The organism is Methylobacterium sp. J-077 (assembly GCF_022829365.1).
Taxonomy (GTDB): Bacteria; Pseudomonadota; Alphaproteobacteria; order Rhizobiales; family Beijerinckiaceae; genus Methylobacterium.
Map to the genome: position 1 here is coordinate 1 of NZ_JAKSYJ010000162.1, position 22,208 is coordinate 22,208.

General features: G+C 64.5%; 33 protein-coding genes. 19 read left to right on the plus strand and 14 right to left on the minus strand.

Features of this window, described 5'->3' with window-relative positions:
• Positions 1 to 509 precede the first annotated feature (509 nt).
• The 4 genes from MKL11_RS19780 to MKL11_RS19795 are packed head-to-tail and all read left to right on the plus strand — an operon-like array spanning position 510 to position 2,383.
• A complete protein-coding gene (locus tag MKL11_RS19780; protein WP_243946629.1) occupies positions 510 to 770 on the plus strand; it encodes a DUF4926 domain-containing protein in 261 nt (86 codons plus the stop codon).
• A gap of 9 nt (positions 771 to 779) precedes the next feature.
• Positions 780 to 1,118 (plus strand): DUF6883 domain-containing protein, encoded by a 339-nt coding sequence (locus tag MKL11_RS19785; RefSeq protein WP_243946631.1) that lies wholly within the window; start codon positions 780 to 782, stop codon positions 1,116 to 1,118.
• A 36-nt stretch (positions 1,119 to 1,154) separates the two neighbouring features.
• Positions 1,155 to 2,108: a phage terminase large subunit gene (terL, locus tag MKL11_RS19790; RefSeq protein WP_243946633.1), complete on the plus strand. Its 954-nt coding sequence runs from the start codon at positions 1,155 to 1,157 to the stop codon at positions 2,106 to 2,108.
• Positions 2,109 to 2,146: 38 nt separating this feature from the next.
• Positions 2,147 to 2,383: a hypothetical protein gene (locus MKL11_RS19795; RefSeq protein ID WP_243946635.1), complete on the plus strand. Its 237-nt coding sequence runs from the start codon at positions 2,147 to 2,149 to the stop codon at positions 2,381 to 2,383.
• A 6-nt stretch (positions 2,384 to 2,389) separates the two neighbouring features.
• On the opposite strand, the gene MKL11_RS19800 is transcribed toward MKL11_RS19795, so the two are convergent.
• Both MKL11_RS19800 and MKL11_RS19805 read right to left on the minus strand, forming a co-directional pair.
• Positions 2,390 to 2,566 carry a hypothetical protein gene (locus MKL11_RS19800; protein WP_243946637.1) on the minus strand — a complete coding sequence of 59 codons (177 nt, stop codon included), beginning with the start codon at positions 2,564 to 2,566 and terminating at the stop codon, positions 2,390 to 2,392.
• 71 nt (positions 2,567 to 2,637) lie between these two features.
• Positions 2,638 to 2,928 (minus strand): hypothetical protein, encoded by a 291-nt coding sequence (locus MKL11_RS19805; RefSeq protein WP_243946645.1) that lies wholly within the window; start codon positions 2,926 to 2,928, stop codon positions 2,638 to 2,640.
• Between the two features lie 99 nt (positions 2,929 to 3,027).
• Here MKL11_RS19805 and MKL11_RS19810 point away from each other — a divergent pair, with 99 nt between their 5' ends.
• Together MKL11_RS19810 and MKL11_RS19815 are read left to right on the plus strand one after the other, a co-directional pair.
• Positions 3,028 to 3,546 carry a MucR family transcriptional regulator gene (locus MKL11_RS19810; RefSeq protein ID WP_243946648.1) on the plus strand — a complete coding sequence of 173 codons (519 nt, stop codon included), beginning with the start codon at positions 3,028 to 3,030 and terminating at the stop codon, positions 3,544 to 3,546.
• Positions 3,547 to 3,668: 122 nt separating this feature from the next.
• A complete protein-coding gene (locus MKL11_RS19815) occupies positions 3,669 to 4,562 on the plus strand; it encodes an outer membrane protein (RefSeq protein WP_243946650.1) in 894 nt (297 codons plus the stop codon).
• Positions 4,563 to 4,800: 238 nt separating this feature from the next.
• Here the strand turns inward: MKL11_RS19815 and MKL11_RS19820 are convergent, their stop codons facing one another.
• The 5 genes from MKL11_RS19820 to MKL11_RS19840 form a co-directional block, all read right to left on the minus strand.
• A complete protein-coding gene (locus tag MKL11_RS19820) occupies positions 4,801 to 5,787 on the minus strand; it encodes a site-specific integrase (RefSeq protein WP_243946652.1) in 987 nt (328 codons plus the stop codon).
• A gap of 118 nt (positions 5,788 to 5,905) precedes the next feature.
• Positions 5,906 to 6,154: a hypothetical protein gene (locus MKL11_RS19825; RefSeq protein ID WP_243946654.1), complete on the minus strand. Its 249-nt coding sequence runs from the start codon at positions 6,152 to 6,154 to the stop codon at positions 5,906 to 5,908.
• Positions 6,154 to 6,465 carry a ribbon-helix-helix domain-containing protein gene (locus MKL11_RS19830; RefSeq protein ID WP_243946656.1) on the minus strand — a complete coding sequence of 104 codons (312 nt, stop codon included), beginning with the start codon at positions 6,463 to 6,465 and terminating at the stop codon, positions 6,154 to 6,156. The genes MKL11_RS19825 and MKL11_RS19830 overlap by 1 nt, the downstream gene beginning before the upstream one ends.
• Complete coding sequence (parA, locus tag MKL11_RS19835; protein WP_243946658.1) at positions 6,462 to 7,124, minus strand: ParA family partition ATPase; 663 nt, start codon at positions 7,122 to 7,124, stop codon at positions 6,462 to 6,464. Before parA ends, MKL11_RS19830 begins: the two co-directional genes overlap by 4 nt.
• A gap of 400 nt (positions 7,125 to 7,524) precedes the next feature.
• Complete coding sequence (locus tag MKL11_RS19840) at positions 7,525 to 8,238, minus strand: DUF4142 domain-containing protein (protein WP_243946660.1); 714 nt, start codon at positions 8,236 to 8,238, stop codon at positions 7,525 to 7,527.
• Positions 8,239 to 8,451: 213 nt separating this feature from the next.
• Between MKL11_RS19840 and MKL11_RS19845 the strand changes: the two genes are divergently transcribed.
• Positions 8,452 to 8,865 (plus strand): hypothetical protein, encoded by a 414-nt coding sequence (locus MKL11_RS19845; protein ID WP_243946662.1) that lies wholly within the window; start codon positions 8,452 to 8,454, stop codon positions 8,863 to 8,865.
• A gap of 540 nt (positions 8,866 to 9,405) precedes the next feature.
• Here the strand turns inward: MKL11_RS19845 and MKL11_RS19850 are convergent.
• The gene (locus MKL11_RS19850; RefSeq protein ID WP_243946664.1) at positions 9,406 to 9,645 is read right to left on the minus strand and encodes a 3',5'-cyclic-nucleotide phosphodiesterase; all 240 of its coding nucleotides are present in this window, start codon (positions 9,643 to 9,645) and stop codon (positions 9,406 to 9,408) included.
• 82 nt (positions 9,646 to 9,727) lie between these two features.
• Here MKL11_RS19850 and MKL11_RS19855 point away from each other — a divergent pair, with 82 nt between their 5' ends.
• Positions 9,728 to 9,985, plus strand: a complete 258-nt coding sequence (locus tag MKL11_RS19855; RefSeq protein ID WP_243946666.1) for a hypothetical protein — start codon at positions 9,728 to 9,730, stop codon at positions 9,983 to 9,985.
• A 384-nt stretch (positions 9,986 to 10,369) separates the two neighbouring features.
• Here MKL11_RS19855 and MKL11_RS19860 read toward each other — a convergent pair whose 3' ends face one another.
• From MKL11_RS19860 to MKL11_RS19885, 6 genes are all read right to left on the minus strand, one after another.
• Positions 10,370 to 10,513, minus strand: a complete 144-nt coding sequence (locus MKL11_RS19860; RefSeq protein ID WP_243946669.1) for a hypothetical protein — start codon at positions 10,511 to 10,513, stop codon at positions 10,370 to 10,372.
• A gap of 2,139 nt (positions 10,514 to 12,652) precedes the next feature.
• Positions 12,653 to 13,228 carry a PilZ domain-containing protein gene (locus MKL11_RS19865; protein WP_243946672.1) on the minus strand — a complete coding sequence of 192 codons (576 nt, stop codon included), beginning with the start codon at positions 13,226 to 13,228 and terminating at the stop codon, positions 12,653 to 12,655.
• Between the two features lie 180 nt (positions 13,229 to 13,408).
• Positions 13,409 to 13,573, minus strand: a complete 165-nt coding sequence (locus MKL11_RS19870) for a hypothetical protein (protein WP_243946674.1) — start codon at positions 13,571 to 13,573, stop codon at positions 13,409 to 13,411.
• A complete protein-coding gene (locus tag MKL11_RS19875; RefSeq protein WP_243946676.1) occupies positions 13,570 to 13,824 on the minus strand; it encodes a hypothetical protein in 255 nt (84 codons plus the stop codon). Before MKL11_RS19875 ends, MKL11_RS19870 begins: the two co-directional genes overlap by 4 nt.
• On the minus strand, positions 13,821 to 14,141 hold the full coding sequence (locus MKL11_RS19880) for a hypothetical protein (RefSeq protein ID WP_243946678.1): 321 nt from the start codon (positions 14,139 to 14,141) through the stop codon (positions 13,821 to 13,823). Before MKL11_RS19880 ends, MKL11_RS19875 begins: the two co-directional genes overlap by 4 nt.
• Positions 14,138 to 14,407, minus strand: coding sequence for a transcriptional regulator (locus MKL11_RS19885; protein WP_243946680.1), 270 nt, complete (start codon positions 14,405 to 14,407; stop codon positions 14,138 to 14,140). Before MKL11_RS19885 ends, MKL11_RS19880 begins: the two co-directional genes overlap by 4 nt.
• Positions 14,408 to 14,460: 53 nt before the next feature.
• Here MKL11_RS19885 and MKL11_RS19890 point away from each other — a divergent pair, with 53 nt between their 5' ends.
• The 11 genes from MKL11_RS19890 (at position 14,461) to MKL11_RS19940 (ending at position 22,177) form a co-directional block, all read left to right on the plus strand.
• Positions 14,461 to 14,757, plus strand: a complete 297-nt coding sequence (locus tag MKL11_RS19890; RefSeq protein WP_243946682.1) for a hypothetical protein — start codon at positions 14,461 to 14,463, stop codon at positions 14,755 to 14,757.
• 90 nt (positions 14,758 to 14,847) lie between these two features.
• On the plus strand, positions 14,848 to 15,123 hold the full coding sequence (locus MKL11_RS19895; RefSeq protein WP_243946683.1) for a hypothetical protein: 276 nt from the start codon (positions 14,848 to 14,850) through the stop codon (positions 15,121 to 15,123).
• Positions 15,124 to 15,179: 56 nt separating this feature from the next.
• Positions 15,180 to 16,505 carry a hypothetical protein gene (locus tag MKL11_RS19900; RefSeq protein ID WP_243946685.1) on the plus strand — a complete coding sequence of 442 codons (1,326 nt, stop codon included), beginning with the start codon at positions 15,180 to 15,182 and terminating at the stop codon, positions 16,503 to 16,505.
• Between the two features lie 86 nt (positions 16,506 to 16,591).
• Positions 16,592 to 17,008 carry a hypothetical protein gene (locus MKL11_RS19905; RefSeq protein WP_243946687.1) on the plus strand — a complete coding sequence of 139 codons (417 nt, stop codon included), beginning with the start codon at positions 16,592 to 16,594 and terminating at the stop codon, positions 17,006 to 17,008.
• Positions 17,008 to 17,289 (plus strand): hypothetical protein, encoded by a 282-nt coding sequence (locus tag MKL11_RS19910; protein WP_243946690.1) that lies wholly within the window; start codon positions 17,008 to 17,010, stop codon positions 17,287 to 17,289. The genes MKL11_RS19905 and MKL11_RS19910 overlap by 1 nt, the downstream gene beginning before the upstream one ends.
• Positions 17,290 to 17,319: 30 nt before the next feature.
• Complete coding sequence (locus MKL11_RS19915; protein ID WP_243946692.1) at positions 17,320 to 18,087, plus strand: hypothetical protein; 768 nt, start codon at positions 17,320 to 17,322, stop codon at positions 18,085 to 18,087.
• Positions 18,088 to 18,442: 355 nt separating this feature from the next.
• Positions 18,443 to 19,231 (plus strand): helix-turn-helix domain-containing protein, encoded by a 789-nt coding sequence (locus MKL11_RS19920; protein ID WP_243946693.1) that lies wholly within the window; start codon positions 18,443 to 18,445, stop codon positions 19,229 to 19,231.
• A gap of 93 nt (positions 19,232 to 19,324) precedes the next feature.
• Entirely contained in the window at positions 19,325 to 19,804 is a 480-nt protein-coding gene (locus MKL11_RS19925; RefSeq protein WP_243946695.1) for a PAS domain-containing protein, read from the plus strand.
• A 231-nt stretch (positions 19,805 to 20,035) separates the two neighbouring features.
• Positions 20,036 to 21,520, plus strand: coding sequence for a PAS domain S-box protein (locus tag MKL11_RS19930; RefSeq protein ID WP_243946697.1), 1,485 nt, complete (start codon positions 20,036 to 20,038; stop codon positions 21,518 to 21,520).
• Positions 21,521 to 21,539: 19 nt separating this feature from the next.
• Complete coding sequence (locus MKL11_RS19935; protein WP_243946699.1) at positions 21,540 to 21,839, plus strand: hypothetical protein; 300 nt, start codon at positions 21,540 to 21,542, stop codon at positions 21,837 to 21,839.
• Entirely contained in the window at positions 21,836 to 22,177 is a 342-nt protein-coding gene (locus MKL11_RS19940; RefSeq protein ID WP_243946701.1) for a hypothetical protein, read from the plus strand. Before MKL11_RS19935 ends, MKL11_RS19940 begins: the two co-directional genes overlap by 4 nt.
• Positions 22,178 to 22,208 lie beyond the last annotated feature (31 nt).

Sequence of the window (22,208 nt, forward strand, 5' to 3'; positions counted from 1 at the left end):
AAGCCGCGCCGACGTTCTCCAACGTTCGCGCCTGCTCGGGAACGCTCGAAGATGTTCTCTGCACACCTGTGCACCCCAGTGCGGATCGGCTCGCCCGGCACGACCCGTGACTACGGGTGCCTTGGTCTGTAGGCGGAATAATCCCGCCTCCGCGCCCCTGTTCGGTCCCGGTTCGGCACCGGTCGTGGCTGCCTCATGGAACCTCGTTACTCGCACACGGCGGTCGCCATCTTGAGCCTATGCCCGCGCAGCACGGCCCAGACCTACGATCCCCGCGCCTGGCCTCTCACCCCGGCGTTCCGCAGCATCCTGTAGAACTTGCCCAAGTCGAAAATGGCCTGCAACGCGCTCAGGACCCGTTAACTGTTCCGCGCCAGCATACCCACAGCGACCGGCTTCGAGCCGAGCGCCGGCAGAGCAGCACCAGGGTCGGCCTTGCGATGGGCCCCGGTGCGGCCTCGCCGGCGCAATCGCGCTGACAGCCGGGCTATCCAGTTGCGGATAGCGCAATGCCGCGCCAGATTGTCGGGATGACGATCGAGACCCTGTACCGCCAGCGTCCGCCTCAGAGCACCGCCCAGCCCTTCGAGGAACTGGCCGTGGTCGCGACCCTGCGCGAGATTTCGACTGATGAGGGTCTTGCGGTCCCCGCTGGCACGGAAGGCACCATCGTCATGGTCTATGCGGGCGGCGAGGCCTACGAAGTCGAGTTCACGGCACCGGTGGTCGGCCTCGCCACCGTGCGAGCCGACGGCCTGCGAGCCGCCTGAGTCGCAGCCATGCCCGATCACGGCGACTGGACGCCGGAACTGACGATCGTCAGCACCAAGACAATTGGCTACCTGCTCAACCTTGATCACCGCACTGGCCGCCACAAGGCGAAATGGTTCTACGCCCGCGGGTTCAGCGCCGAGTACGATCCGCCGTTCCTCTTGGCGTTGTTTGCACACGGTAAACCCGCCCATCTCGCCCGGGAGTTCGATACCGAATTCGGGCGCCGGTACGTCTACGAGGGGCCGCTGGCGTGCCCTGACGGCACGAGCCCACCCTTCCGATCGGTCTGGCAGTCGTCCGGGACGGACGAACGCCGGTTCCTCGTCACGGCCTACCCGCTGTAGCGCCTCGGCAGCCGCGAAGACGCCGAGAGTCGGCGCATGCGAGATCGAACCTGGGATTGGTACTCGGACGACTTCTCCACCCGCCTGAAGCCTGGCGCCAAGAAGGTCATCATGCACACCCGCTGGCATGACGACGACCTGGCAGGCCGGATCATCCGCCAGCTCGACGGCATCGCCCGCCCCTACCGCGTGCTGTCCTTGCCGGCACAGGCCGGGCTCGGCGATCCGCTTGGGCGCTCGCTCGGCGAATTCCTCTGGGATGACGGCGATTACGGCTACGGCGCCCAGCTGCGTCGACGCAAGGAAGAGGTCGATACCCGCACTTGGGCGAGCCTGTACCAGCAGGTGCCTGTGCCGGAGGGCGGCGCCTATTTCGAGCTCGAGTGGATCAAGCCGAGCAAGGGATCGCCGGTGCGCGAAGGCCTGAACGTCTACGGCGCCTCTGATTATGCCGTGACCCGGGACGGTGGCGATTACACGGTGCACGTCCTCGTGGGCCTCGACCCGGACGGCAACATGCACGTCCTCGACCTGTGGCGGCAGCAGGCCGACAGCGCCGAGTGGATCAGCGCCTGGTGCGACCTCGTGAAGAAGTGGCGGCCGCTGGAGTGGGCGGAGGAAGGCGGGCAGATCCGCGCCTCGCTCGGCCCCATGATCGAGGCGGCCGCCCGGGAGGCGAAGGCCTATGTGAACCGCCGTCAGTTTCCGACGCGCGGCGACAAGGCTGTCCGGGCTCAGAGTATCCGCGCCCGCATGTCGATGCGCGGGATCTACATCCCAGGCGATGCCCCCTGGCGGAAGGACTTCGAGGCCGAGTTGCTGCGCTTCCCTGCGGGCGTGCACGACGACATGGTCGACGCCCTTGGACTGATTGGCCAGCTCCTCGACCGTGTCCGGCCGGGTGTCGCGCCGAAGGCCCCGCCGAAGCCCAGTAGCGGCCTCGCCGGCTATAAGTCGGTGAAGTCTGGCGGGGGGTCGTGGCGGGTGTAGGCTTGCACAGGTTGGGATCGCAGGTGGAGGCGTGGACGATGGCAAGGACCGAGAGAGGTAAGTACCGGTTCACCGTGAAAGAGGACGCCGAAGGGCGCCCATTCATCGCCCTTGAGCCTCTTGGTAGCGCAGTTGAGGCTTTCGGCGATGCCTTCTTGTCCCTCGACCTTCGGAACAGCGTAAATTACGCCCACGCGCAGCAGATCGCGGAAATTCTGAACGGTCAAGTGACCGGCTTGTCAGTGACCTTCTTCGACAAAGTCGCCGACGCATAAGCCGAGCTAGTTCGAGAAGTAACGGGCCTGTTCGTGCCAACTGGCGGCGGCCGTGCTGGGGCTTCTGCCCTTCCCCTCGTAAGCTTTTCCTTTGTACTCGCCACGGGCAAGCCAGACCGATTTTGATTGCTGATGCACGGCGAGGTCAATCGTCTCGCCCCACACCTCGACCCGGATCATCATCGGCCGCTCCTGCTACGCAGGGTCACATTATAGAAGCCCACTCGCGCTGCAGCGCCCTCCAGCTCGTCGCTCTACGTCGAGGACATGGTCACCGAGCCGTCGTCAGGATTTACTGCCTCGACCCGCGGGCTGACGAGGCCGACCGCTCCCACAACATCATCGAGGCCGCGGTTGCAAGCCGCCGCGAGCATGTCACTCGACGTGGTCGGCATGACGGCCAAGAGGGAACGCACCAGCACGGACACGGTGGCCTCACGGGCGGTGGGATGAAACTCTGCACCGTCCTGCTCGCGCTCGAAGGCTGAGACGACGTTGTTGGCGATGAGGGCGGCGAACCGCTCAAGGTCGGGGCTCGGCATCATCTCGAAGGTGCCTACACTGAAAGATTTCTTTCGAGGTAACGTATTGCGTTTCGCAGCGCGACAACAGATTGTGCTATCTTACTCAAAATCAGGTGTACCGTGGACGAAAGCGCAAAGCTCATCGAGGTTCAGACTGTCGATATCATCGAACTGACAGCCGGTCTTGTCTCGGCATACGTGTCGAACAATCACCTGCAGCCGAGCGAGATCGCTACCCTGATCGCCAACACGCACGCTGCGCTGGCTGGGCTAGGCAACGGAGCCGCCCCCGAAGCTCCGCCGGCTGACAAGCCCACCCCTGCGCAGATCCGGAAGTCGATCACACACGACGCGCTGATCAGCTTCATCGACGGCAAGCCGTACAAGACCCTGAAGCGCCACCTCACCGGTAATAGCATGACGATCGAGGAGTACCGGGAACGTTACGGCCTGCCGCGTGACTACCCGTCCACGGCCGCTGGCTACTCCGAACAGCGCTCCAAGCTCGCACTGGCTCTTGGCCTAGGCCAGCAGCGCAAGAAGGCAGCCCCGAAGGCTGCCGAGCCCGCGCAAGCCGTTTCCGACAAGCCGAAGCGTGCTGGTCGGCCGCGGGCGGTTAAAGAAGCTGCCGAGGAGTAGATCAAGATTTTCGCGCGCGTGCCCTACTCCCGCCACAAGTGTGGCGCGCGCGATACAGCTTGGCTGTGGAGAACCAGCTACCTTAGCCCCCGATCGGGCATCTAGCTGGGGAAATCACAGTCATGAAGAAGCTTCTGGCCTCGTTGGCCGCCTTTACCGCCTTCACCGCTGCCGCTTCGGCTGCCGACCTGCCGCGTCGCGCCCCGCCGCCGGTGTTCACCCCCGTTCCGGTGTTCACTTGGACCGGCTTCTACTTCGGTATCAATGGTGGCTACGGCTTCGATGCCAGCAGCAATGGCGGCACGCGTGGCTTCACGCAGACTGCCGGCAGCCCGGCTGTCCTGACCGCCGGTGGTCTCGTGCCGTACCAGGCGCTGGCCCCGAACGGCTCCACGCTAATCTATAACAAGAACAACCGTGAAGGCTTCTCCGGCGGCGGCCAGATCGGCTACAACTATCAATTCACCCCAGGCTCGGGTGTCGTGATCGGCTTCGAAGCCGACGCCCAGTACATCGATTTCGGTGGCCGTCCACGCTACGCCAACACCGGTGTGCTGAACCCGACCTTCGCCCCCGTCAACGGCACGCTGAACACCCTAGACTTCTTCGGCACCGTGCGCGGCCGCCTCGGCTACGCCTTCGATAAGACCCTCGTGTACGCCACGGGCGGCTTCGCCTACGCCACTGGCACCGATGACGGCACCAAGGGGCTCGCCTTCCAGAATTTTGCTGGCAAGCGCGATGACTTTAAGACCGGTTACGCCGTCGGCGGCGGTGCTGAGTTCGCGCTGCCCACCGACTCGTTCCTGAACTTCTTCCGATCTTCAGCCGTGACGTTCAAGATCGAAGGCTTGTACGTCAGCCTCGACCGCAACCGCACCAATCTGCCGCTGGTCGGAGGTGCCATCACCTCTGCAGGCGTCCTGCCGGTCTACTCAACCGCCACCAACGGTCGGAACACCAACGACTTCGCCGTCGTCCGCGCCGGCCTGAACTACAAGTTCGGCTCGTACTAAGATCGGATGAAGCTACGCCCTGGCGTCCGCGCCGGGACGACCGCGAAAGGCGGGCGAGGGATTGGTCCTCCTCATCGCCCCCTGCCGCAGAAGATGCTATTATCCGGTTGGCCTTCGCATCCCCAGCCCGATCAGACTGGCCGCGAGGTCGGCAGCGCCTCAGGAGCCCACCGCTCCTGGGGCGTTTGCCATTTGAGGGTTTTGTCATTGGTCTGATGACGCGCTCGCTCCCGGCGACCTACAGAAATCCGCTCCCCGAATGACCTTTGAAGGCGTTCGCCCGCCGGATGTACCCGACCACGGTCCGCGGATCCCGGTGGCCGGACTGGTCCATGATCCTGGCCAGATCCGCCCCGCGCTCGGCCGCCGTCGTGATGTAGCCAGCCCGCAGGCTGTGCGCCCCGAACGTTGAGGCATCGAGCCCCGCGGCTGTGCAGTAGATCTGTAGGATGTTGGCGACGGATCGGTCTGTCAGGCGGGCCGCCTCGACGGTCCCTGGATCTCGGGAGCGGACGTTCCCTGACCGCGATACCGGCCGGAACACGGGCCCCTCGACGATGCCGGCCGCCTCGAGCCATTCGCGCACGAGCCGCACCGGCTGGATGAACCGACCGTGCGGAATCGCCTTCTCAATACCCCTGCCCTCCTGGTCGGTCTTGGACCGCCGGACCCTCACCCGCAGCCCCTCCGGATCCTCGATCAGGTCCGCCACGTCGAGCGCCACCAGCTCGGACCGGCGGAAGACGCCAGCGAAGCCCAGTGCCAACAGTGCGCGATCGCGCTTGCCAGTCAGGGTGTCGGGCGTGCGCATCAGGATCGCGGCCAGGATCTCAGCCGTCGCGGCCGCCTTCTGGGTCGGTGCCACGCCGATCCGGCGCCGGGCGCCACGGATCGCGGCGCGCACGCCCTCGTCGTCTGTCGGGTCTGGCATACCTGCCAGCTTGTGGGCATGCCGGATTGCCGCCATGCGGCGCCCAAGCGTCGAGGCGGCCCGGCCTGCCTCGGCCTCCGCCACGATGAAGCCTGCCACAGCCTCAGGGCTCGCCGGCATCGACCGGAACCCGTACCTGCCACACCAAGCCTGAAACTCTCGAGCGTCGGACGTGTAGGCCCGCACCGTCGAGGCGGCCTTGCTCGCCTGCTGATAGGCGCGGACGATCGCAGCGGCCTCGGCCGGGAGGCTGGGGCTATCGTCGGTCGGCAGGATGGCGGGCGGCTGGCCCATATCGAAACTTCCGAGAATGACCGTTATCGGAAGTTATGTGAGATGCGGGCTTGCGGCAAGGCCGGCGAGCCGAATTGTGGGCCTGCCCACAAGAAGACAGAGAAAACGCCGCAGGCGGCTACGGGAGCCACATGTACTGGAGGATCCCGGTGGTATCCGCTTCTTTCGTTACGCGCCGATCAAGGTCGGTGAACACGTAATCGCAATCGAAGGAAACCCGACCGCGCGAGGCGCTGACATTGCGCTTCTCACCGCGCACGGCGATGCACCCTTCATCGAGGCAGCGGCGCTCATAGAGTCGTTGTCGTGCAAGGGTGCTGTACCAGCTTGAGCCGGAAAAGCTGAAAGTCTTGCGCTCGCGGGTCATCACGCGATCCGCGACAGGCCGCGCGCGGCGAACACGGCGTTCAGACCTTCCGTCAGTAGATCCTGCACCTGGGCGTCCTCGTCAGCCGCGACCCGCTTGAGCTGCCGGAACGCCTCGGGCGAGACGTAGGCCGTCACCACCCGCTTACCCGCCCGGGTCGTAGCTTTCGGGTAGGCAGCGCGAGCCGGCGGCTCGGCCGGCTTCGGCTCGGCAGGGGCGGAGACCGCGGGCGCCTCGCTGGCCGGCGGATCGTCCGCCTGTGATGCTGCTGGCGCTGTCTTCGCGCTGAACAAGCTCGGCCGCTTCGTCACGCTTGCCCCCTCGTCTTCTTGCCGGATTGCCCGCCTGCCGGCAGGCCCACTTGCTCACGTGCCCACGCAAAGAGGGTCGCGACCTCCTCAGACGCCTTGCCCTCGGGCTCGTATTCGGACGCGGAGCGCCCGTCGATCACCGCGTAGCTGTAGGCCACCCGCTGGTGGATGACCTGAGGGGCGACCTTGGCCCCTTGTTCTTCCAGGCCTCGCCGAGCCTCCTCAACGATCGCGCTCCGGGTCGGCGCCGAGGACAGCACCACCCAGGCCGGCTTCTTGGCGATGGTCGCGAGATCCCGCGTCGCCTCGATCGCCTCGAGGTCGAACGCCGCCGGCCGGCAGGGGATCAGGATCAGATCGGCCGCCCGTGCTGCCGCCAGTGAGGCTCGGTCCGCGTTCGGCGCCGTGTCGATCACGAGTAGATCCGCCCCGTTCGCCCGCGCGGCGTCCACGAGCTGCGGCAGCCGTTCGGCATGGTCGCCGATGACCTCGGGCTCGGGCGCCTGGCGCTTGTCGCCCCACTTCCGAGCCGTGGCCTGCGGGTCAAGATCCACAAGCGCTGTGCGGAACCCCGCCAGAGTGCCGGCGACCGCGAGATGCACCGCGACCGTCGATTTCCCGACGCCGCCTTTCTGACTGATGACGGCTATGGTCCGCACGTCCGCACTCCTGCTTGTCCGCCGCCCGGCCTGCCGCCTTGCAGGCCTGCCCACAGGCCCACGCACCGACTCGCCTGCTATGGTTTCACCACAGGGAGCGCCGGCTGTCTGTCACACTCGTGCCGCGCTCACCGATCGCCGCGATACCCGTCATGCCTGCCTGCCCACAAGCAGACAGGCACACAAACTGGCTTGCCGTCGAGCCATCATTGCCGCATGTAGGCGAGACCCGCCGCGGTGCGGTTGGAAGGTGCGCAAGGCCGGGCGAGCCGTGATGATATGGCCGCCCGGCCGGGCGCGAGCCAAGCCGATCAGTGTGCGTTGGGAATGCAAAAGGCGACGGATTGGTGCCCGCCGCCTTCCGAAAATTCTAGGTTCGGATCAGCCGCTACATCGGGCTTCACATACCCTGTTGCAGCTGTTGGGCCGCACGGTAGTGGTGCTCGTAGACCGGCAGTGCCTGCTGCGCATAAGTCCGCAGAACTGGGCTAGGTCCTGACGCCCCGTAGGACCGTGTCATGACAATCGCCTGCTGGTGCGATTGCAGCTGCTGCTGGACGTACAAGCTGTCGAAAGCCGGGCCTGCCGGGGTCGCCGAAAGGTCCGATAGCATCGCCTGCTGGGCTGGGCTCGGCGCAACAACGGTGGAACCGGTATCCACGACCTCACCCTGGCCGACGTTGCTGCCGACCTGTGCGCCGCGGGCGGCTCCGGCGCTTGCCCCCTCTAAACCGCCGACCGGGCCGCCTGACAGAGTGCCGCCAATCACGCCGCTCGCTGCCCCGGTCGCTGCGCCAACCGCACCGCCGGCCACCGCGAACGGCGCCGCGAGAACGCCACCCACCGGGCTGCCGGCGTCGGCTCCCTGTAACCGATCGTAGTTCTGCTCACCGCCGACCAAGGCTGCGTTGGCCGACCGGTGATCGCGGATCGCCTCCTCGGCGTAGGCACGTACCGCCGGGTTGCGGGTTTTCGAGAGTGCGATCTCGGCCGCCTGGATCTCGTAGGCGTTCGCTTCCAGGGAGCGGACGCGGAACTCTGTGAACCCCTGAGCCAGCGCTGGGGCCGAAACGGACAGCACTAAAGCGGATGCCACGGCGTAGGATTTGAACATAGTCAACCTCGGAAAGCTTGATATGCGGACCGCTTCGGCGGCGGGGCGTTCGGCAGTTCCGATACGCTCCCCGATCACGGTCACGCTTCGACCGTCCAACAGTGCATTGTCTAGCCGGTTCCTGGCACAACGTGCTCAAGTTCCCCCAAACCGGGCGAACGCGGCTGCTTAGGTCGAGTGCAAGCTGGCATCGCGCGGAACAGATTGCCTACCTTGAGGCTTGCCGCCGGCGATCGCTGCGATGTGCTGGCGATCGACGGAGAGACGGTCGTGCGCTGTCGAGCCCTCATATCTGTGGCCGTTATCACGGTCATGCATGCCTCACCCGCCGTCGCGCAGACTCAGGAGGAACAGGCTCTAGCTCTGCTTCGGGCGTCAAGCGCACAATCCGCCATCATCACGTTCTGCGGCAAGCACTACGCCATCGACGGCACGACCGCGCTGCGGATCTCCCAAACCGCGCGAGACGTGGCGACCAAGGTGCTTGGCCAAGCACAGGCGAATGCCGCCTTCAAGGACGAATTGGCGCGGCGCTACGCCGAAGTGAAGGAAATTGGTGAGCAGCAGTGGTGCGCAGAGCAGCGTGCGGCGTTCGCAGACGGCGCACCTCAGATTTTCAAAAACTGAGGTGGCAAGCGGGCGCTTCAGTCCGTCGACATCGTTGGCATAGGGGCTTTCGTCGGCGATTGGCTGAATGCGAGGCACTAACCGAGACCTCTGATCACGAAAAAGCCCGCGCCGGCGAACCGGGCGGGCTTCAACAGCTTCGGGATCGGGGGAAGAAATTCCAAAGCCAGCCCCGTTCGTATCATCGCAGCGCACAAAAGGCATTGCGCTCTAATTACGCGCCCACTCAATTGTGATGTTGCTTGCCACTGATCCTAAGTCTCGTTTGCGATCGGATCAGCAGGAGGGAGGCTGGCACCGGCAGCGCGCAAGGCATCCATCAGGGCATTCACCTGCGTGATTGTGACCATCGGCTCGCCTGGACTGTTCTCGGCCCGATGCAGGACGCTGAGAGGCACCTTCGCCCGCATTGCGAGCATTTTGGGCTCCCAACCGACCGAAACGCGAGCGGCGCGGATCTGAGGATCCGTGATCACGCCTTTTGCTCCCATGACCCGCGACTGAAACAGAAGTCTTTCCACCGCAAGCTTAAAACGGGCGCTACTTGCCGCCACCGCTCTTATAGGCCTCGACGGCACGGCGGCAGTTCGAGGACATCTGGCTCATGTTCTGCTTGAAGCAGGCGTCCATCTGAGGGCTGTTCGGGTCGATGCCGGCACAGAACGCGATGGCGTCACCAGCACAATAGGTCTGCAGATCCGCGTTACCACGTTTAGGTGCCTGCGCTGAGGCGGGGATGGCGATAGCGATGAGGCTGAAGGCGAGGATGAGACTGCGCATTTTTGCTATGTAGCTGTCATGAGCCCGCCGACGAGGGCAGCTCGGCGCGACCTGAGCCCCTGTCATCACCCCGGAGGAGAAAATGAGCCCTCCCGAACCTAATCGTCTGATCTATGCCAGCCCCAATGGCGACCACTGGCACCTGCTGTTTGACCCTACGACCGGGCACAGCTTCGTTCGACACACCGGCAATGGCGCGTCAGGCGGCCATGTGACGGATATCAGTCTCGCGACATTCCTCGCATCTGGCCGCAATGGCCCTGAGCATCAGGAACTATGGCGGTTGATCCGCATGTTTGCGGATGAAGCGGGTACCATGCCGCCCGTCGCCGTAGCATAGGCGAAGAACCGCCGAGGCATATCATTCGAGCTCAGATCTTTCCGCCGATCTCACGGCGCCGGATCTCGCCAGCAGCCCGCGCCCCAGATGCAGATGCGTAGGCGTAGGGCGAACGTTCCGAACGATTGCCGTCCGCCGAGGTGATGACCCAGCGGAAGCAGCCTGCGTGAACCGTGCAGGGCACAACGTCGACGCGCGCTAACCGTCCGCCCAACCTCATAATCCAACGGAATGCCTCACGAGCCATCCGTCGTCTACGGGATCTACGGTGATCAAGTTTCGGACTATGACTCTGCCAGCTCGGCCCCGCCGCCCGATCTGATCACGGGCTGACGGGGGAATTCGTCTATCTCACCGGCGTGCAGGTAGGGTGCCGGGATCTTGTTAGCGCGCCGTGACCTGCGCGGGCTTGGCGCTGTGTCGGAATAGCCCTCGCAGAAGCCGGAACGGCAGTAGCACCAGCTTAGCTAAGCCGTGCGCGACCATGACGGTGGCGACGGCTAGAAGGGCGAGAAGGGTGTTGCGCAACGCAATGCACTCCAAGACGGAGTAAGCTCGGCGATCCGTCACCGCCATTGCCCTTAGGAGACGCCCCGAAGACGGCGAGACTGTGAAGCTTCTTGGCTGCGTGCGCTCGCGAAATCAGCCTGGGATGACGTCAGGTACGCCTGATCGGGGTGCTGCGTAGGCAACACCTACCAAGTCCTCTCGTCGCCAGACTATGCGAACGGTTGACGGCATCGGCTCCTGGCCGATCGCGAGTTCGAAGTAGCGCGGCACTGCGAGGCCGGGCGGAAAAGCCAGGCAAGCACCCACGGGGGAGTGGTTCGTCACGATACAGCGGACTCCTGCATCGACCCCTGGGAAGGCAACATGGCCTTCGATGGTAGCTTCGACCCGAAGCTTCGCGCGGCGATCCTGCATATCAGCACACGGCCTGGATGTATTCCGATCGGGCGCAGGTTGTATCCACCAGCATACATCTAAGAACTCAGTCCAGTATAATAGCGATCCAGCCCGACAGGCGTTGGAATACCATTTGGTGATGTATGATTAGCGCAACCCTAATCACGCATGCAATCAAGCGTCGTGCAGGTCTGTTTTATTTACATCTATGGATGCTGCATCGCCCTGCTGTCCGTCCTGGAGCCTTGGCACGGGACGTAGGGTGAGGCCACGGCAGACCATGTCATGGGTGGGTGCGGATACTGAACCGAAAACGGACCTCAGCGCTTCCCTATAGCCGACGCGATCCTCCTGCGCTGAGGCAAGGAGGAATTCCATGCGAATGTTTGTTCTCGCCGCGCTTGCTGGTTGTGGCTTCGCCGGTCTGGTCCTTCCCGCCTCAGCCGTGCCGGCTGGCCCCGTAGCCGGCGTTTCTTCGGCTTCCGATATGCTCACCAATGTTCGGATGAGACGTCACCGCATGCGCCGACGCTCGATGATGCGGACGCAGCGGAAGTACCCCGGTGCCAGCTTCGTCCGGAACACCACTCGCGGTGCACCGGCCGGCAGCGGCGGTGGCAACGGAACGACTGGCAGCTACGCCGCGCCGAGCGGGAAGTAGCCTTCGTCTCAACCTCGCCCCTGGCCCGCCCGGTTCGCCGGCGCGGGCTTTTCTTTGGTCTGTGCAGCTAACAACCGGCCCGGCAAGTTGCGGATCTCACCAGAATGTCGTGGTCGCCGATCGTCATGACGCTGATAAGTTGCTCACCCCGCTTCCAGAGCATCGAGCACGCCGCGGCTCCAAATGGCGCGCAGCTCTCAGCTTCGGGGTAAGTCTCGCAGGTACTCTCGCGCTGATCGCATGTTCTGCTCAATGCCGGTACCGGCCGCCAGCCAAGGCTGAGAAGCGCGACCCGGGCATCGGGATAGAGGGTGTTGGGCTTGAACTTCGGCATCGGCTCAACCGCCTGAGCCCCACCCACAGCAATAGCGATGGTAAGGGCTGCGAGGGCTGTGCGCATAGCGGCGAGATAGCTTTCAAGATGGCCGAGTCGGGGTAGTTACGCAGGAGGCGTTACCGCCCACGAAGGAAGAAGAACCAGATCAGAATGAGGACGGGGATCGGCACCCCTAACAGCCACAGCAAGCTACCGGTCAGCATATCGTCCTCCTTGAGGTGGCTGAGTAAGCCAAGAGGGCGCAGATCCGTTCCCAGAGGCCAGATCGTTGCGATGCCGGTCAGAGGGAGGCCACCTGGCCATTCATCAGCTGTAGGCAGTTTAACTAGCTTGCTTGCCCTTGTGTCCGCGACCTGGACCCGGCTTCCGGTGATGGTTCCGCGTCGGCTTGGCCCCGACAAGTGCGTTCGTCTCGTTTTCTCCCCGCACGGCCATCGCCACTGCCCTGAAATCATTGCACAGGCGCGGTTCCGCGACCTCCGCAGCGCGTGGACACGTTCGACCCCATGCCTCCCGATCAGCCCTCGCCGAGCGATGCCTGGAGGATACGATCACACTGAATGACAAGCCGCATTGGGGGCAGCAAACCGGGACGAAACGCATGGGCGATCCTGGGTACACCCAGAAACGGTCGGAGCCCGCAAACCGATCAACGATCTGTGTTCAAGATACGATGAGTTGTGCTGCAGGCCTACCTAAGGACAAGCTACGTCGTTTTTTCATTGCAGATCAGACCTTTGATCGATCGAAGTCGCTTCCTAGTTCAAAGCTCGGTTCGTTCATCGACGGCGTCTTGGGCAAGGGGCGTGAGGAAGGCTACACCAACGCCCCCCTCAATCTGCCGGCGGACGGTCGCTTTATGACGGCCGACGAGGATCGGCTGCCCAAGGGCAAGAGGCGTGTCTATGAGCAGGGCTACGCCCGAAGCTGACAGATTAATGATTTGGGCGACGACGGATACGCCGTTCCCGAGGCTGACCTCAACCGTCGTGCGATTGGGAACGATGCGGCGGCTGATGCGAACCGTATTAGGGATTTGCGCCTGCTGTTGGCTCAGTTCGATGAGACGCCTCGCGATCGAGCCAGGCGTCGGGTTCTGGCTCGTGACCCGGACGGCGAAATCACACGCGCTCGCCCGAATAACCATGGTTTGAAATTGACCGACATTTCGAATGCTGCAGGTCAGCTTGTGATCGACGTGTGGGAGGATAACCGACCGGAGTTTGATCCCGGCCGCCGAGATATCTACGGTCACTGCGTGGAATTCGAAGCCGTCGCTCGCCTGGCACAAAGCCGGGAGAATGACCGGGTATCGAGGCGTAGGTCGGCGTTCGTTCATAACTGAAACATAAGATATCAGTATTAAGACCGCGTTTGAATTTGTAGATGGCAGCAATCTTTGATCGGAAAATGAAAATACAGTTCTGAGTTGTACAATCAGTGTAATTCTACCCCTTCCGCACCCAAAACCGGATCCCGGCCCCGCCGCCGTTCTCGGGGATGAACTCCAGGCCGGCGTTCATGACCGAAAATCCGCCGCTGCTACGACCACGGCCGCCGTGACAGCTGCAACAGCGCAGTCCTCGAACGCGTATTCTAGGCCGGCCGCCTCAAGCGTGCGTTCGACGCCCACCAGCACGACCGCTACGCCGATCGCCAGTAGCCGACCCTTGAGCATGCTCATCCAGCTGTTTCGGCAGTTGTGGTCTCTCGGATGCCGAGCCATTCCAGTGCGGCCGGTCGCGACTCGAAGACGTGCCGTTGAGCCGCGAAGGGCGCCGGCCGCTCGACCGCCGGCGTCTCATCAAGCAACTCGACCTGCCATGTGTCGCTCGGGCCGCTGCGGCGAACGCTGCGCACCAAGCCCGCGATCACGACGCCATCAAGCAACACGTCGTAGCTGCCGGGTGCCAGTTGCTCCACGGTGTAGGTCACTGGTGTTCCTTGTCCTTGCGGAAACCCGCGAAGAAGCGGGTCAGGCTGTCTAGGTCGGCGCCGTCTGAAGGCTCCGTCCCTGGCGCTGGCACTGACCGGCCATCCTTGTATGCGATCTCGTGCATCACGTGGGTTAGCAGCGATGGCCACTCTACACCGTGATCCTGCAGGAGGCGCGCAGCCTTGGCCAGAGCAATGGTCTGCTCCGCAGGCACTGCCCCATCCGTGATCAGCGCGTCGAGCGCGCGTTCTGAGAGCGCAGTGCAGAGACCCAGAACTTCCGACAGCCGTCCGGGGGAGGCGGGTTCGACGTTCACGCCGGGTCCTTCCGGCGCAGTTTCACGCCAGGCTCGCCGCCGTTGATGAACTCCACGCCCGCGGCTTCGAGGGCGCGTTTGATCGCTTCAGCATTGGCCGCTGTGATCCCCAACGGGCCGTCCTGCAGTTCGGCTCGACGCACCGTCGCAACACCGACCCGGGAAGCGTCTGCAACCTCTTGAGCTGTCCAGCGCAGGAAGGCGCGAGCCGCTCGCAGTTGGCCTCCTGTGATTGTCAAAATATCACCTGATCGCCAGTTGACCACTCATTGACCGAGTGATATTCAAACTATCACACGGTCACTGAGCGATCAACGCCATGCCCCACCGCACCGTCTCTTGGACCAAGCTCTCTCGCAGCTTGCACGATGCCAAGCCGGCCATCCCCGTCGGCCTGCTCAGCGCCCGCGCCCTCTGCCAGGGCTTCGCCCGGTTTCAGCGCCGCCCCTTCATCGTCGCCGGCAAGTTCGACCGCTCCGCGATCATGGCCGCCGCTGCGGTCGCCGCCACCAACCGGCAGGAGCGGCTTGGCCTCACTCGCGCCGCCGCCTTGTCCACCGGCCTTAAGGCCGCCTGGCAAGCCGCCAAGATGGCCCGCACCGCCGTCGCGCACTGACCTTCTGACCGCGCCGGCCTGACCCGCCCCGCTACGGGGCACCCCTTCACCACCGACCCACCGCCACGAGCCCTCACCGGAGCCCGAACGATGTCCTATGCCCGCATCCCCGATTTCAGCCAGCCCGCCCCGGTTCGCGCCGCGACCACCGCCCGCCGTCAGCTGCCGGTGGACCACCGCTACCGCAACCTGCCCGACGAGCAGCAGCCCGGCACCATTGAGCCCTGGCAGGCCGTCGCGCCCGTTCGCCCCGACACGGCGCACAGCCGGTCCCTGCGCTTCCTCGATGTCGCCGGCGAGCTGCTGGCGGCCGTCGCGATCATCGGCGGCGGCATGGTGCTCACCGGCCTTGCCACCCTGCTCTGACCCGACCCGCACCCGAGCGGGCCGGTCGCCCGCGCCCCTCATCCGAGGATCCCGCGATGTCCTTCCGCACGTCCCTCAAGAACCTGATCCGCCGCGATGCCGAGCGCCCGAGCCTTCGGGAGCGCGCCGCCGAGTTGCGGGCCAGCATCCCCGCGTCCAAGCCCCAGGCCGAGCCCTCGGCGCCCGAACCGACGCATGCCGACCAGGTCGCGCAGGCCGGTCTCACCGGCGACGTGCTGGCCGTCAGTGGCATCGACCATCGCGACGGCACGGTCTCCTATGCCGACGCCACCGGGAAGGTTTCGCGCCGTCCGATGGCGCACTGGGTCGGCTTCAACGCGATGCAGATGCACAGCCACGTGCAGGGCGAGATCGGGCGCCGGCGCATCCTTGAGGCCAACCACCTCCCGGGCGATGCGCATGAGGCCTGGGAAGCCCGGATCCGGCGCGAGCTGCGCTCCGATGCGGTGCACGCCCTCGCATTCCGGCACGATCGCGCCTTCGAGGCCGCCCAAGCGATCCGCACTGGGATCGAGCCCGCGACGCAGGCCTTGCGCGAGCAGGCCGACGCCGAGCTGCTGGCGCTCGCCCCGGTCTGGGAGGAGGCGGTCGACCTCTACCAGCGCCTGTCGGACGAAGAGAACCTGATCAGCGAGACCGCCAGCGAGGACGGCTGGCCGGGTCCCGCGCCGGCTGGTGCTGGACCTGAGTGGCGCGCCTGGTTTCAGCAGAAGGAGGACTGGCGCGAGCGGTCCGGCGTAGCCTCTGCGGAGGAAGCGGCCAGCGAGGCCGGGACCGCCCTCCACAAAATCGAGATCCAGATCGCCGAGCTACCGGCCGCCTCGCTCGCTGGCCTGCGCCTCAAGGCCCGAGTCGGTCAGCGCAGCGACGACATCGGCGTGGAGTGGCCCGAAGGTCTGAGTGAAGGCCTCGCCCGGGACATCCTGGCGTTCACCGAGGCTCAGGGAGCGCCGCCGAAGCCTGCGATCGGCACCAGCCTCGTCGACCAGATCGACTTCGCGTCCGCCTCGCTGGAGGAACTGCAGTCGCTCCACGACCTGGCGGATCGCGTCGGCAGCTTCGCCTACGCCCTGGTCTGGACAGGCCGATGCCACACTCGCGGGTGGGATGAGAGCAAGAACCCCGGCGACCAGTACAACGCCGTCGGCAAGCTGATGCAGTGGTTGGGCGACGCTCTGACCGACGTCGAGACCGCGGCCAACGACGAGGCGCGGCGGCGCAGGCCCACGACCAGCAGCGATCGCGAGACTCGGCTGGAGATGCTGGCCCTGCCGGTCATCCAGAACGGCGATCCGGACCAGACCGAGGCCTTCGCCCGGGAACTGCTGGCCCACGCCGAGGCCGAGCGGGCAGGGCGCTGATCCGCCCCCCCTTCTTTCTGTCGCCGTGCGTACCGCCCCGGCCGGATCCCGCCGGGCCTCCCCATCACACCACGAGACCTGACATCATGGGCGACGTGCTCACCTTCACCCCGCGTCCGAAACCGGCCGCCCCCGAGATCCTAAAGCCGCTGGCCGGGCCCGCACTCCGCGCCAGCCTGGAGGAGGTCGCCCAGGTCGCCCTCGACGCCGCGGATCGCATCATTGCCGTGCTCGACCGCATGGACGGGAACACGGACCTAGAGGACGGTGGCGATGCCGAGCCGTCCCTGGCCACGCCCGAGAACCATCACGCCAGCCAGGTCACATGGCTGCGCGGCAACGATCAGGACCGCGAGGCCGAGGCGCCTGAGACCGTGCTGCCGGAGGTGGCGATTGATGTCGCCTCGACGGTGATCGAGGTCGAGGCCCTGCGCTGGGGCGGGCGCGGGAACGTGCTGGCCGCGGCCGGCGCCTACCTGTTCGACCTGTTGGAGCGGGCCTGATGCCGACGCTCCTGCCGAACCACCCGGCACGCCTGCGCGTCCTACCCTGGCCCACGGTTGGCCGCCTCGTGTTCCTGGTGGCACGGATCCGCTGGCTCGACATGCGCGCTCACGCCCTGGTTGGCCGTGGGGCGGGGCTCGCGGATGACCGGCTGCTGCGCTTGATGCGGAAATGGCTGGCCTGTCACGAGGCTGTCGCCGGCCTGCTGCCGGGCATCCCAGAGCCCAAGCATGTCGCCGAGGTGCGGGCGATCTTGATGGGGACAGGGCACAGGGGCTAATTTCGGAGTTCAGAGAGCAGCAGATTTATCATGAATCTTAAACAGCAGATCCAAGCAGCTCGTCTATTTCTATCAGCCACACCTGCGTTAGCTAATTGGATTGGTCTTACCACAACATTAGTTTGGGTCCTGAAAGCTGTTTGGTTCGATCATGTGCCCGAACTGTTCCCGGGTGCTTACGATCTCGGGAGAGTATTCGAAGGTTTGTTATCAGCGTTATTAGCTGGATATGTATTTTACATTCTTTTTGCACTATACCCAGAATATCAGTCGCGCAGACGCCTTTATCCATTCGTGTTCGGGAAAATCAGGGGTCTCGTTGGAGATTGCATGCATATTTTTCTAGAAACAAATAACGCCTCAAAGCGCAATCTTATTCTAAGCAACGCTACATCTGAAGATATACTAAGCAGCTTTACGGCTGTAGACACAAGCATTTCCCCGCGCATGGGGCATTGGCATAATGGGGCATTTGTACCGGTGAAATGGTGGCATTATTTTAGAAATCAGCAACTAAGAAGCCAAGAGACAATAAAAAGCTTGTTTGATCAGGGCCATTTTCTTGATTCTGAATTGGTTGCACTGCTAACGGATATAGATACCTGCTCATTTCTCATGCAGGTAAAACTGACAGCTGAAATTGTGGTGACTGCAGGGCAAGCAGTCGACAATCCAAACCTTAGTGTTTGGGCGCCGGAATTTGCAAAATATGCTGCGCTGTGCCGGCGGCTAGCAGAATGGCATGACAACCATCGAGGCCCAGACACGCTACCCCTTGTCGGGCAGGAGTGGGGCTGATCAAGCCTGCGCAGCAGCTACCCAGGCGTCCTTGACGTTGACTTAACCGTGCCGTCCGGCCGACATGCCATGTCCGGCTGGCGCGCGCTCTGTGCGAGTCGCCGGCACCATCAGGAGACACCGCCGCCGCAAGTCGACCCCTGAAAAGCCAACGGCCCCCCAGTCGCCAAACTGGAGGGCCGTCGAAATCAAAATGGCCTGTGAGGCCCGATGCACCCCTCACAAGCCATGAAGACGCCCCTGGCGTCAAGCGGGAACGCCAATTCCCGCGACGATGAGGCTTTGTCTTGTGGACCGGACGCCCTCGCGGCGGCCCGGAACGCCTTGTTGCGGCCCTTTCACGGGGCCGAGGACCATGTTTGCCGACGAGATCCGCCGCGCCATCGAGGCCGCCGACCGAATCACCCTGCCGCAGGTGACGGCGTTGCTCTGGCGCGCCTATGGCGAGGGGAAGGTCTCGGAGACCGAGGCCGAGGCCCTGTCCGGCTTGATTGAGGCGCGGACACTTCTCCCCCGATCCGGGGGAAATTCCCGCTCCCGTATTTTCGGGAGCTCGCCCAGCTCGGCGAGCGCGGCTTATTCGGAAAGCTCCGAAAAACCCCAGAGCAGCCCCAGGAGGCCCGGCGTCGGCTCTAGGCCACGCACAGGCGCCTCGATGGAGCGCCGCCGCCGCTGGGCCGCCTCTGGCCGCATGCCGCTCGGTCTCGCCGCCAAGTTCACCCATGCCGAGCAAGGCGTGCTTGCCCTGGTCGCCGCCGAGACGGCCCGGCGCGGCGATTGCCGGCTGGCCGTGGGCCACGTCGCCGCAATCGTAGGCGTGTCCGAGACTACCGTGCGCAATGCCATCCGCGAAGCGCGCAAGCTCGGGCTGGTCACGGTCGAGGAGCGCCCCGTCACAGGCTTCCGCAACCTGCCGAACATCGTCCGCATCGTCTCGGCCGAGTGGACCGCCTGGCTGCGCCTGGCCCGGAAGGGCTCCATCCCTCAGGGGGGTGGGTGCAAAACCCCGCAGCGCACGCCTACTGAAGTTCTGATCCTGTCAGAATCGGGGAAAATCGAACCGAAAAAGGGCTGCCGACAAGCGGCTGGCGACCTCGACCGAGCGACACGTCCTCGAATCCGCGCGGGTGGTCGCGCGGGCTGAGCCATGCGGTGACGGTCTGCAGGTGATCGATATGAAGAACGAGATGGTTGCACGCCCAGCGCAGCTTCGTGGCGGTTGCAGCGTTGCCATGCGATGACAGCTTTCGAACTGATCCGTGCCTTCGCCCACGATGCCACCGTCGGCATCGTCGTCACCGACCCGATGATTGAGCCACCTGGCCCGACGATCCTCTACGCCAACATCGCCTTTGGCTGGCTCGTCGGGCGCGAACTCGACGACATCGTCGGGCACAGCCCCCGGTTCATGCAAGGCCGGGAAACCCGCCGGGAGACGCTCGACACCTTCCATCGTGCCCTAGCCGCCGGCGAGCGCTTTCATGGCTATCTCGCCAACTACCGCGCTGATGGCACCAAGTACCGGGCCGAGATCGACTGCCGGCCGCTGCGTGCCGCCGATGGTCGGATCGAGAACTTCGTCGCATTCGAGCGTGAGGTACTGCGCCGGATCGGACGCCCCACGATCAGTGCAGCTGGACGCTACGAACCCATCAGCGAAAGTAAGGATCCGTTAACAGAAGCGCTCCGGGCACTCGCCGTCTTTGAGCACGTATAAGTTGTATATCTACAGGAATTCGCTATGTGAATACTGACATTAAAACATAACTTGTATCAATATTTCCGCTTCAGAAGCAAATCATTCTCCCGTTAAATCATAAGTAACGATTCCGGTTTAGTGTCTAAGCCATACGGTGTCACTCTTTTGAATGCGCCGGTGGGCTACACCGTAGGCCGTTGGCCTCCTGGGTGTCGTCGAGCAGCCTCAACGATCCCCGGAGAGAAGACCATGTTCGGTGGAATGCGTCCGCACGCCGATCACGCGGCAAAGCTCGAAGCGCTCGACCGCTCGCAGGCGGTGATCGAGTTCCGGCCCGACGGCACCATCCTCACCGCTAACCTCAACTTCCTGACGGCGATGGGCTACACCCTGCCTGAGGTTGAGGGGCAGCACCACGGCATGTTCGTCGAGGCCGCACACCGCGACAGCGCCGAGTACCGCGCGTTCTGGGATGCCCTACAACGGGGCACGTTCCAGTCCGCCGAATTCAAGCGCATCGCCAAGGGCGGTCGGCCCGTGTGGATCCAAGCGAGCTACAACCCGGTGCTCGACCGAGCTGGGCGCGTCGTCAAAGTGGTCAAGTTCGCCGCCGACATCACCGCACAGAAGATGCGCGCCCTCGATCTCGACGGGCAAATCAGCGCCCTGCACCGCTCGCAGGCGGTGATCGCCTTCGATCCGGCAGGCACGATCCTCGATGCCAACCAAAACTTTCTCGACGCCGTCGGGTATCGCCTCGATGAGATCGTGGGCCGCCACCACAGCTTGTTCGTCGATGTCGCCGAGCAGGCGGGGGCGGCCTATCGTGGGTTCTGGGACCGCCTCGGACGCGGTGAGTTCGCAGCTGGCGAGTTCCGCCGCATCGCCAAGGGCGGACGCGAGGTCTGGATCCAGGCCACGTACAATCCGATCAAGGATGTCGACGGCACAGTGCTGAAGGTGGTGAAGTTCGCCACCGACATCACCGCGCATGTACACGAACGTCAACGCCGAACCGAAGCGCAGCGCGCGATCGGCCACGACCTCGACGCGATCGGCGGCGCGGTCGAGAATGTCACCCGGCAGACCGCGGAGGCCATCGGCACGGTCGGACAGGTGTCGAACGACATCCAGTGCGTGGCCTCGGGTGCGGAGGAGCTCTCCGCCTCGGTCGGCGAGATCAGCCAGCAGGTCAGCCACGCCGCGCGCATGGCCGGTGAGGCGGTCGAACAGGCCCGGCACACGGGAAGCATCGTGGCGGGGCTGAGCGGGCAGGCGGCGCAGATCGGCGATGTCGTGACCATGATCCAGGGCATCGCCTCGCAGACCAACCTGCTGGCGCTCAACGCGACCATCGAGGCGGCGCGCGCGGGCGCGGCGGGCAAAGGCTTCGCGGTGGTCGCCAGTGAGGTGAAGGCCCTGGCCGAGCAGACCGCCAAGGCGACGGACCAGATCCGCGGGCAGATCACCGCGACGCAGACGGCGACCCGGGAGGCGGTCGATGCGATCGGCTCGATCCAGGGCACGATCCGCGGTCTGAACGAGGTCTCGGCCGCGATCGCGGCGGCGGTGGAGGAGCAGTCGGCGGTGACCCGGGAGATGTCGGGCAGCATGCACACGGCCGCACACGGCGTGACTGCGATCGCCGGGGGCATGGAGGCGATCGCCCGGGCGAGCGAGCAGGTCGACGCGGCAACGCGGCAAGTGCGGGAAGCCACACGGGCGGTCGCCTGACGATGGCCCGAGCCTCTGCTTGACCACAGCAATCCTTCAGGACGACTGGGCACAGCTAACGGAGGTGGGCGCCGCCGTGCATCGTAACCTCGATGATGCGCTCGCGGATCTCGTGCGTGCGGCGGTCGAAGACCCGACTGCATCCTACGCGGCGAGTTGTGCCCGCATCGACCGGGCATTCGAGGACCGGATGGCTCCATATCAGCACTTGGCTTGGGCGATGGACCAAGCCGCGGCGTTGCAGCGTAAGCTCAAGGATGGCCTGCGCCAAGGACCATATCGAACTGACGGGAATGACCCCAAGGGAGCTGCATCGTGACCGGAGCAATCATCCCGCTGCGGCTGAAGCGTGACCAGGCATCTGCGCTCGCTGGTTTCGACGCACTGGCGGCGGAACTGCTGGTCGAGGGGCAAGCCCCGAATCTCTCGGTTGCGCGGCTCGACGCTATTCTGGGGAAGCTCCGCGGACAGAGGGCCCAGCTGGCCGCGATCCTGGCTGATCTGGAGGCGCGCGCCCCGAGCTGCGACGCACGGATCGAGGCTATCAACGCTGACCTCCGCGACGGCGCGCGCGAGGGTGTGGCTCAGATCGACCTGTTCATCCACCAGGCAGAGCGCTGCAGGTCGAAGGCTGAGCAAAGTCGACCGGCTATCTGATCCCGCTTCCGCGTCCTGAAGCTGCTGTTCC

Bases quoted from the DNA above. Each gene is read 5' to 3' on its own strand.
- MKL11_RS19785 (WP_243946631.1), top strand. From the start codon at position 780: ATGCCCGATCACGGCGACTGGACGCCGGAACTGACGATCGTCAGCACC.
- MKL11_RS19840 (WP_243946660.1), bottom strand. From the start codon at position 8,238: ATGTTCAAATCCTACGCCGTGGCATCCGCTTTAGTGCTGTCCGTTTCG.
- MKL11_RS19930 (WP_243946697.1), top strand. From the start codon at position 20,036: ATGTTCGGTGGAATGCGTCCGCACGCCGATCACGCGGCAAAGCTCGAA.
- MKL11_RS19820 (WP_243946652.1), bottom strand. From the start codon at position 5,787: ATGGGCCAGCCGCCCGCCATCCTGCCGACCGACGATAGCCCCAGCCTC.
- MKL11_RS19925 (WP_243946695.1), top strand. From the start codon at position 19,325: ATGACAGCTTTCGAACTGATCCGTGCCTTCGCCCACGATGCCACCGTC.
- MKL11_RS19890 (WP_243946682.1), top strand. From the start codon at position 14,461: ATGCCCCACCGCACCGTCTCTTGGACCAAGCTCTCTCGCAGCTTGCAC.
- MKL11_RS19905 (WP_243946687.1), top strand. From the start codon at position 16,592: ATGGGCGACGTGCTCACCTTCACCCCGCGTCCGAAACCGGCCGCCCCC.
- MKL11_RS19805 (WP_243946645.1), bottom strand. From the start codon at position 2,928: ATGATGCCGAGCCCCGACCTTGAGCGGTTCGCCGCCCTCATCGCCAAC.
- MKL11_RS19795 (WP_243946635.1), top strand. From the start codon at position 2,147: ATGGCAAGGACCGAGAGAGGTAAGTACCGGTTCACCGTGAAAGAGGAC.
- MKL11_RS19780 (WP_243946629.1), top strand. From the start codon at position 510: ATGCCGCGCCAGATTGTCGGGATGACGATCGAGACCCTGTACCGCCAG.
- MKL11_RS19920 (WP_243946693.1), top strand. From the start codon at position 18,443: ATGTTTGCCGACGAGATCCGCCGCGCCATCGAGGCCGCCGACCGAATC.
- terL (WP_243946633.1), top strand. From the start codon at position 1,155: ATGCGAGATCGAACCTGGGATTGGTACTCGGACGACTTCTCCACCCGC.
- MKL11_RS19895 (WP_243946683.1), top strand. From the start codon at position 14,848: ATGTCCTATGCCCGCATCCCCGATTTCAGCCAGCCCGCCCCGGTTCGC.
- MKL11_RS19865 (WP_243946672.1), bottom strand. From the start codon at position 13,228: ATGAACGAACGCCGACCTACGCCTCGATACCCGGTCATTCTCCCGGCT.
- MKL11_RS19800 (WP_243946637.1), bottom strand. From the start codon at position 2,566: ATGATGATCCGGGTCGAGGTGTGGGGCGAGACGATTGACCTCGCCGTG.
- MKL11_RS19825 (WP_243946654.1), bottom strand. From the start codon at position 6,154: ATGACCCGCGAGCGCAAGACTTTCAGCTTTTCCGGCTCAAGCTGGTAC.
- MKL11_RS19870 (WP_243946674.1), bottom strand. From the start codon at position 13,573: ATGAGCATGCTCAAGGGTCGGCTACTGGCGATCGGCGTAGCGGTCGTG.
- MKL11_RS19850 (WP_243946664.1), bottom strand. From the start codon at position 9,645: ATGCGCAGTCTCATCCTCGCCTTCAGCCTCATCGCTATCGCCATCCCC.
- MKL11_RS19910 (WP_243946690.1), top strand. From the start codon at position 17,008: ATGCCGACGCTCCTGCCGAACCACCCGGCACGCCTGCGCGTCCTACCC.
- MKL11_RS19855 (WP_243946666.1), top strand. From the start codon at position 9,728: ATGAGCCCTCCCGAACCTAATCGTCTGATCTATGCCAGCCCCAATGGC.
- MKL11_RS19915 (WP_243946692.1), top strand. From the start codon at position 17,320: ATGAATCTTAAACAGCAGATCCAAGCAGCTCGTCTATTTCTATCAGCC.
- MKL11_RS19815 (WP_243946650.1), top strand. From the start codon at position 3,669: ATGAAGAAGCTTCTGGCCTCGTTGGCCGCCTTTACCGCCTTCACCGCT.
- MKL11_RS19900 (WP_243946685.1), top strand. From the start codon at position 15,180: ATGTCCTTCCGCACGTCCCTCAAGAACCTGATCCGCCGCGATGCCGAG.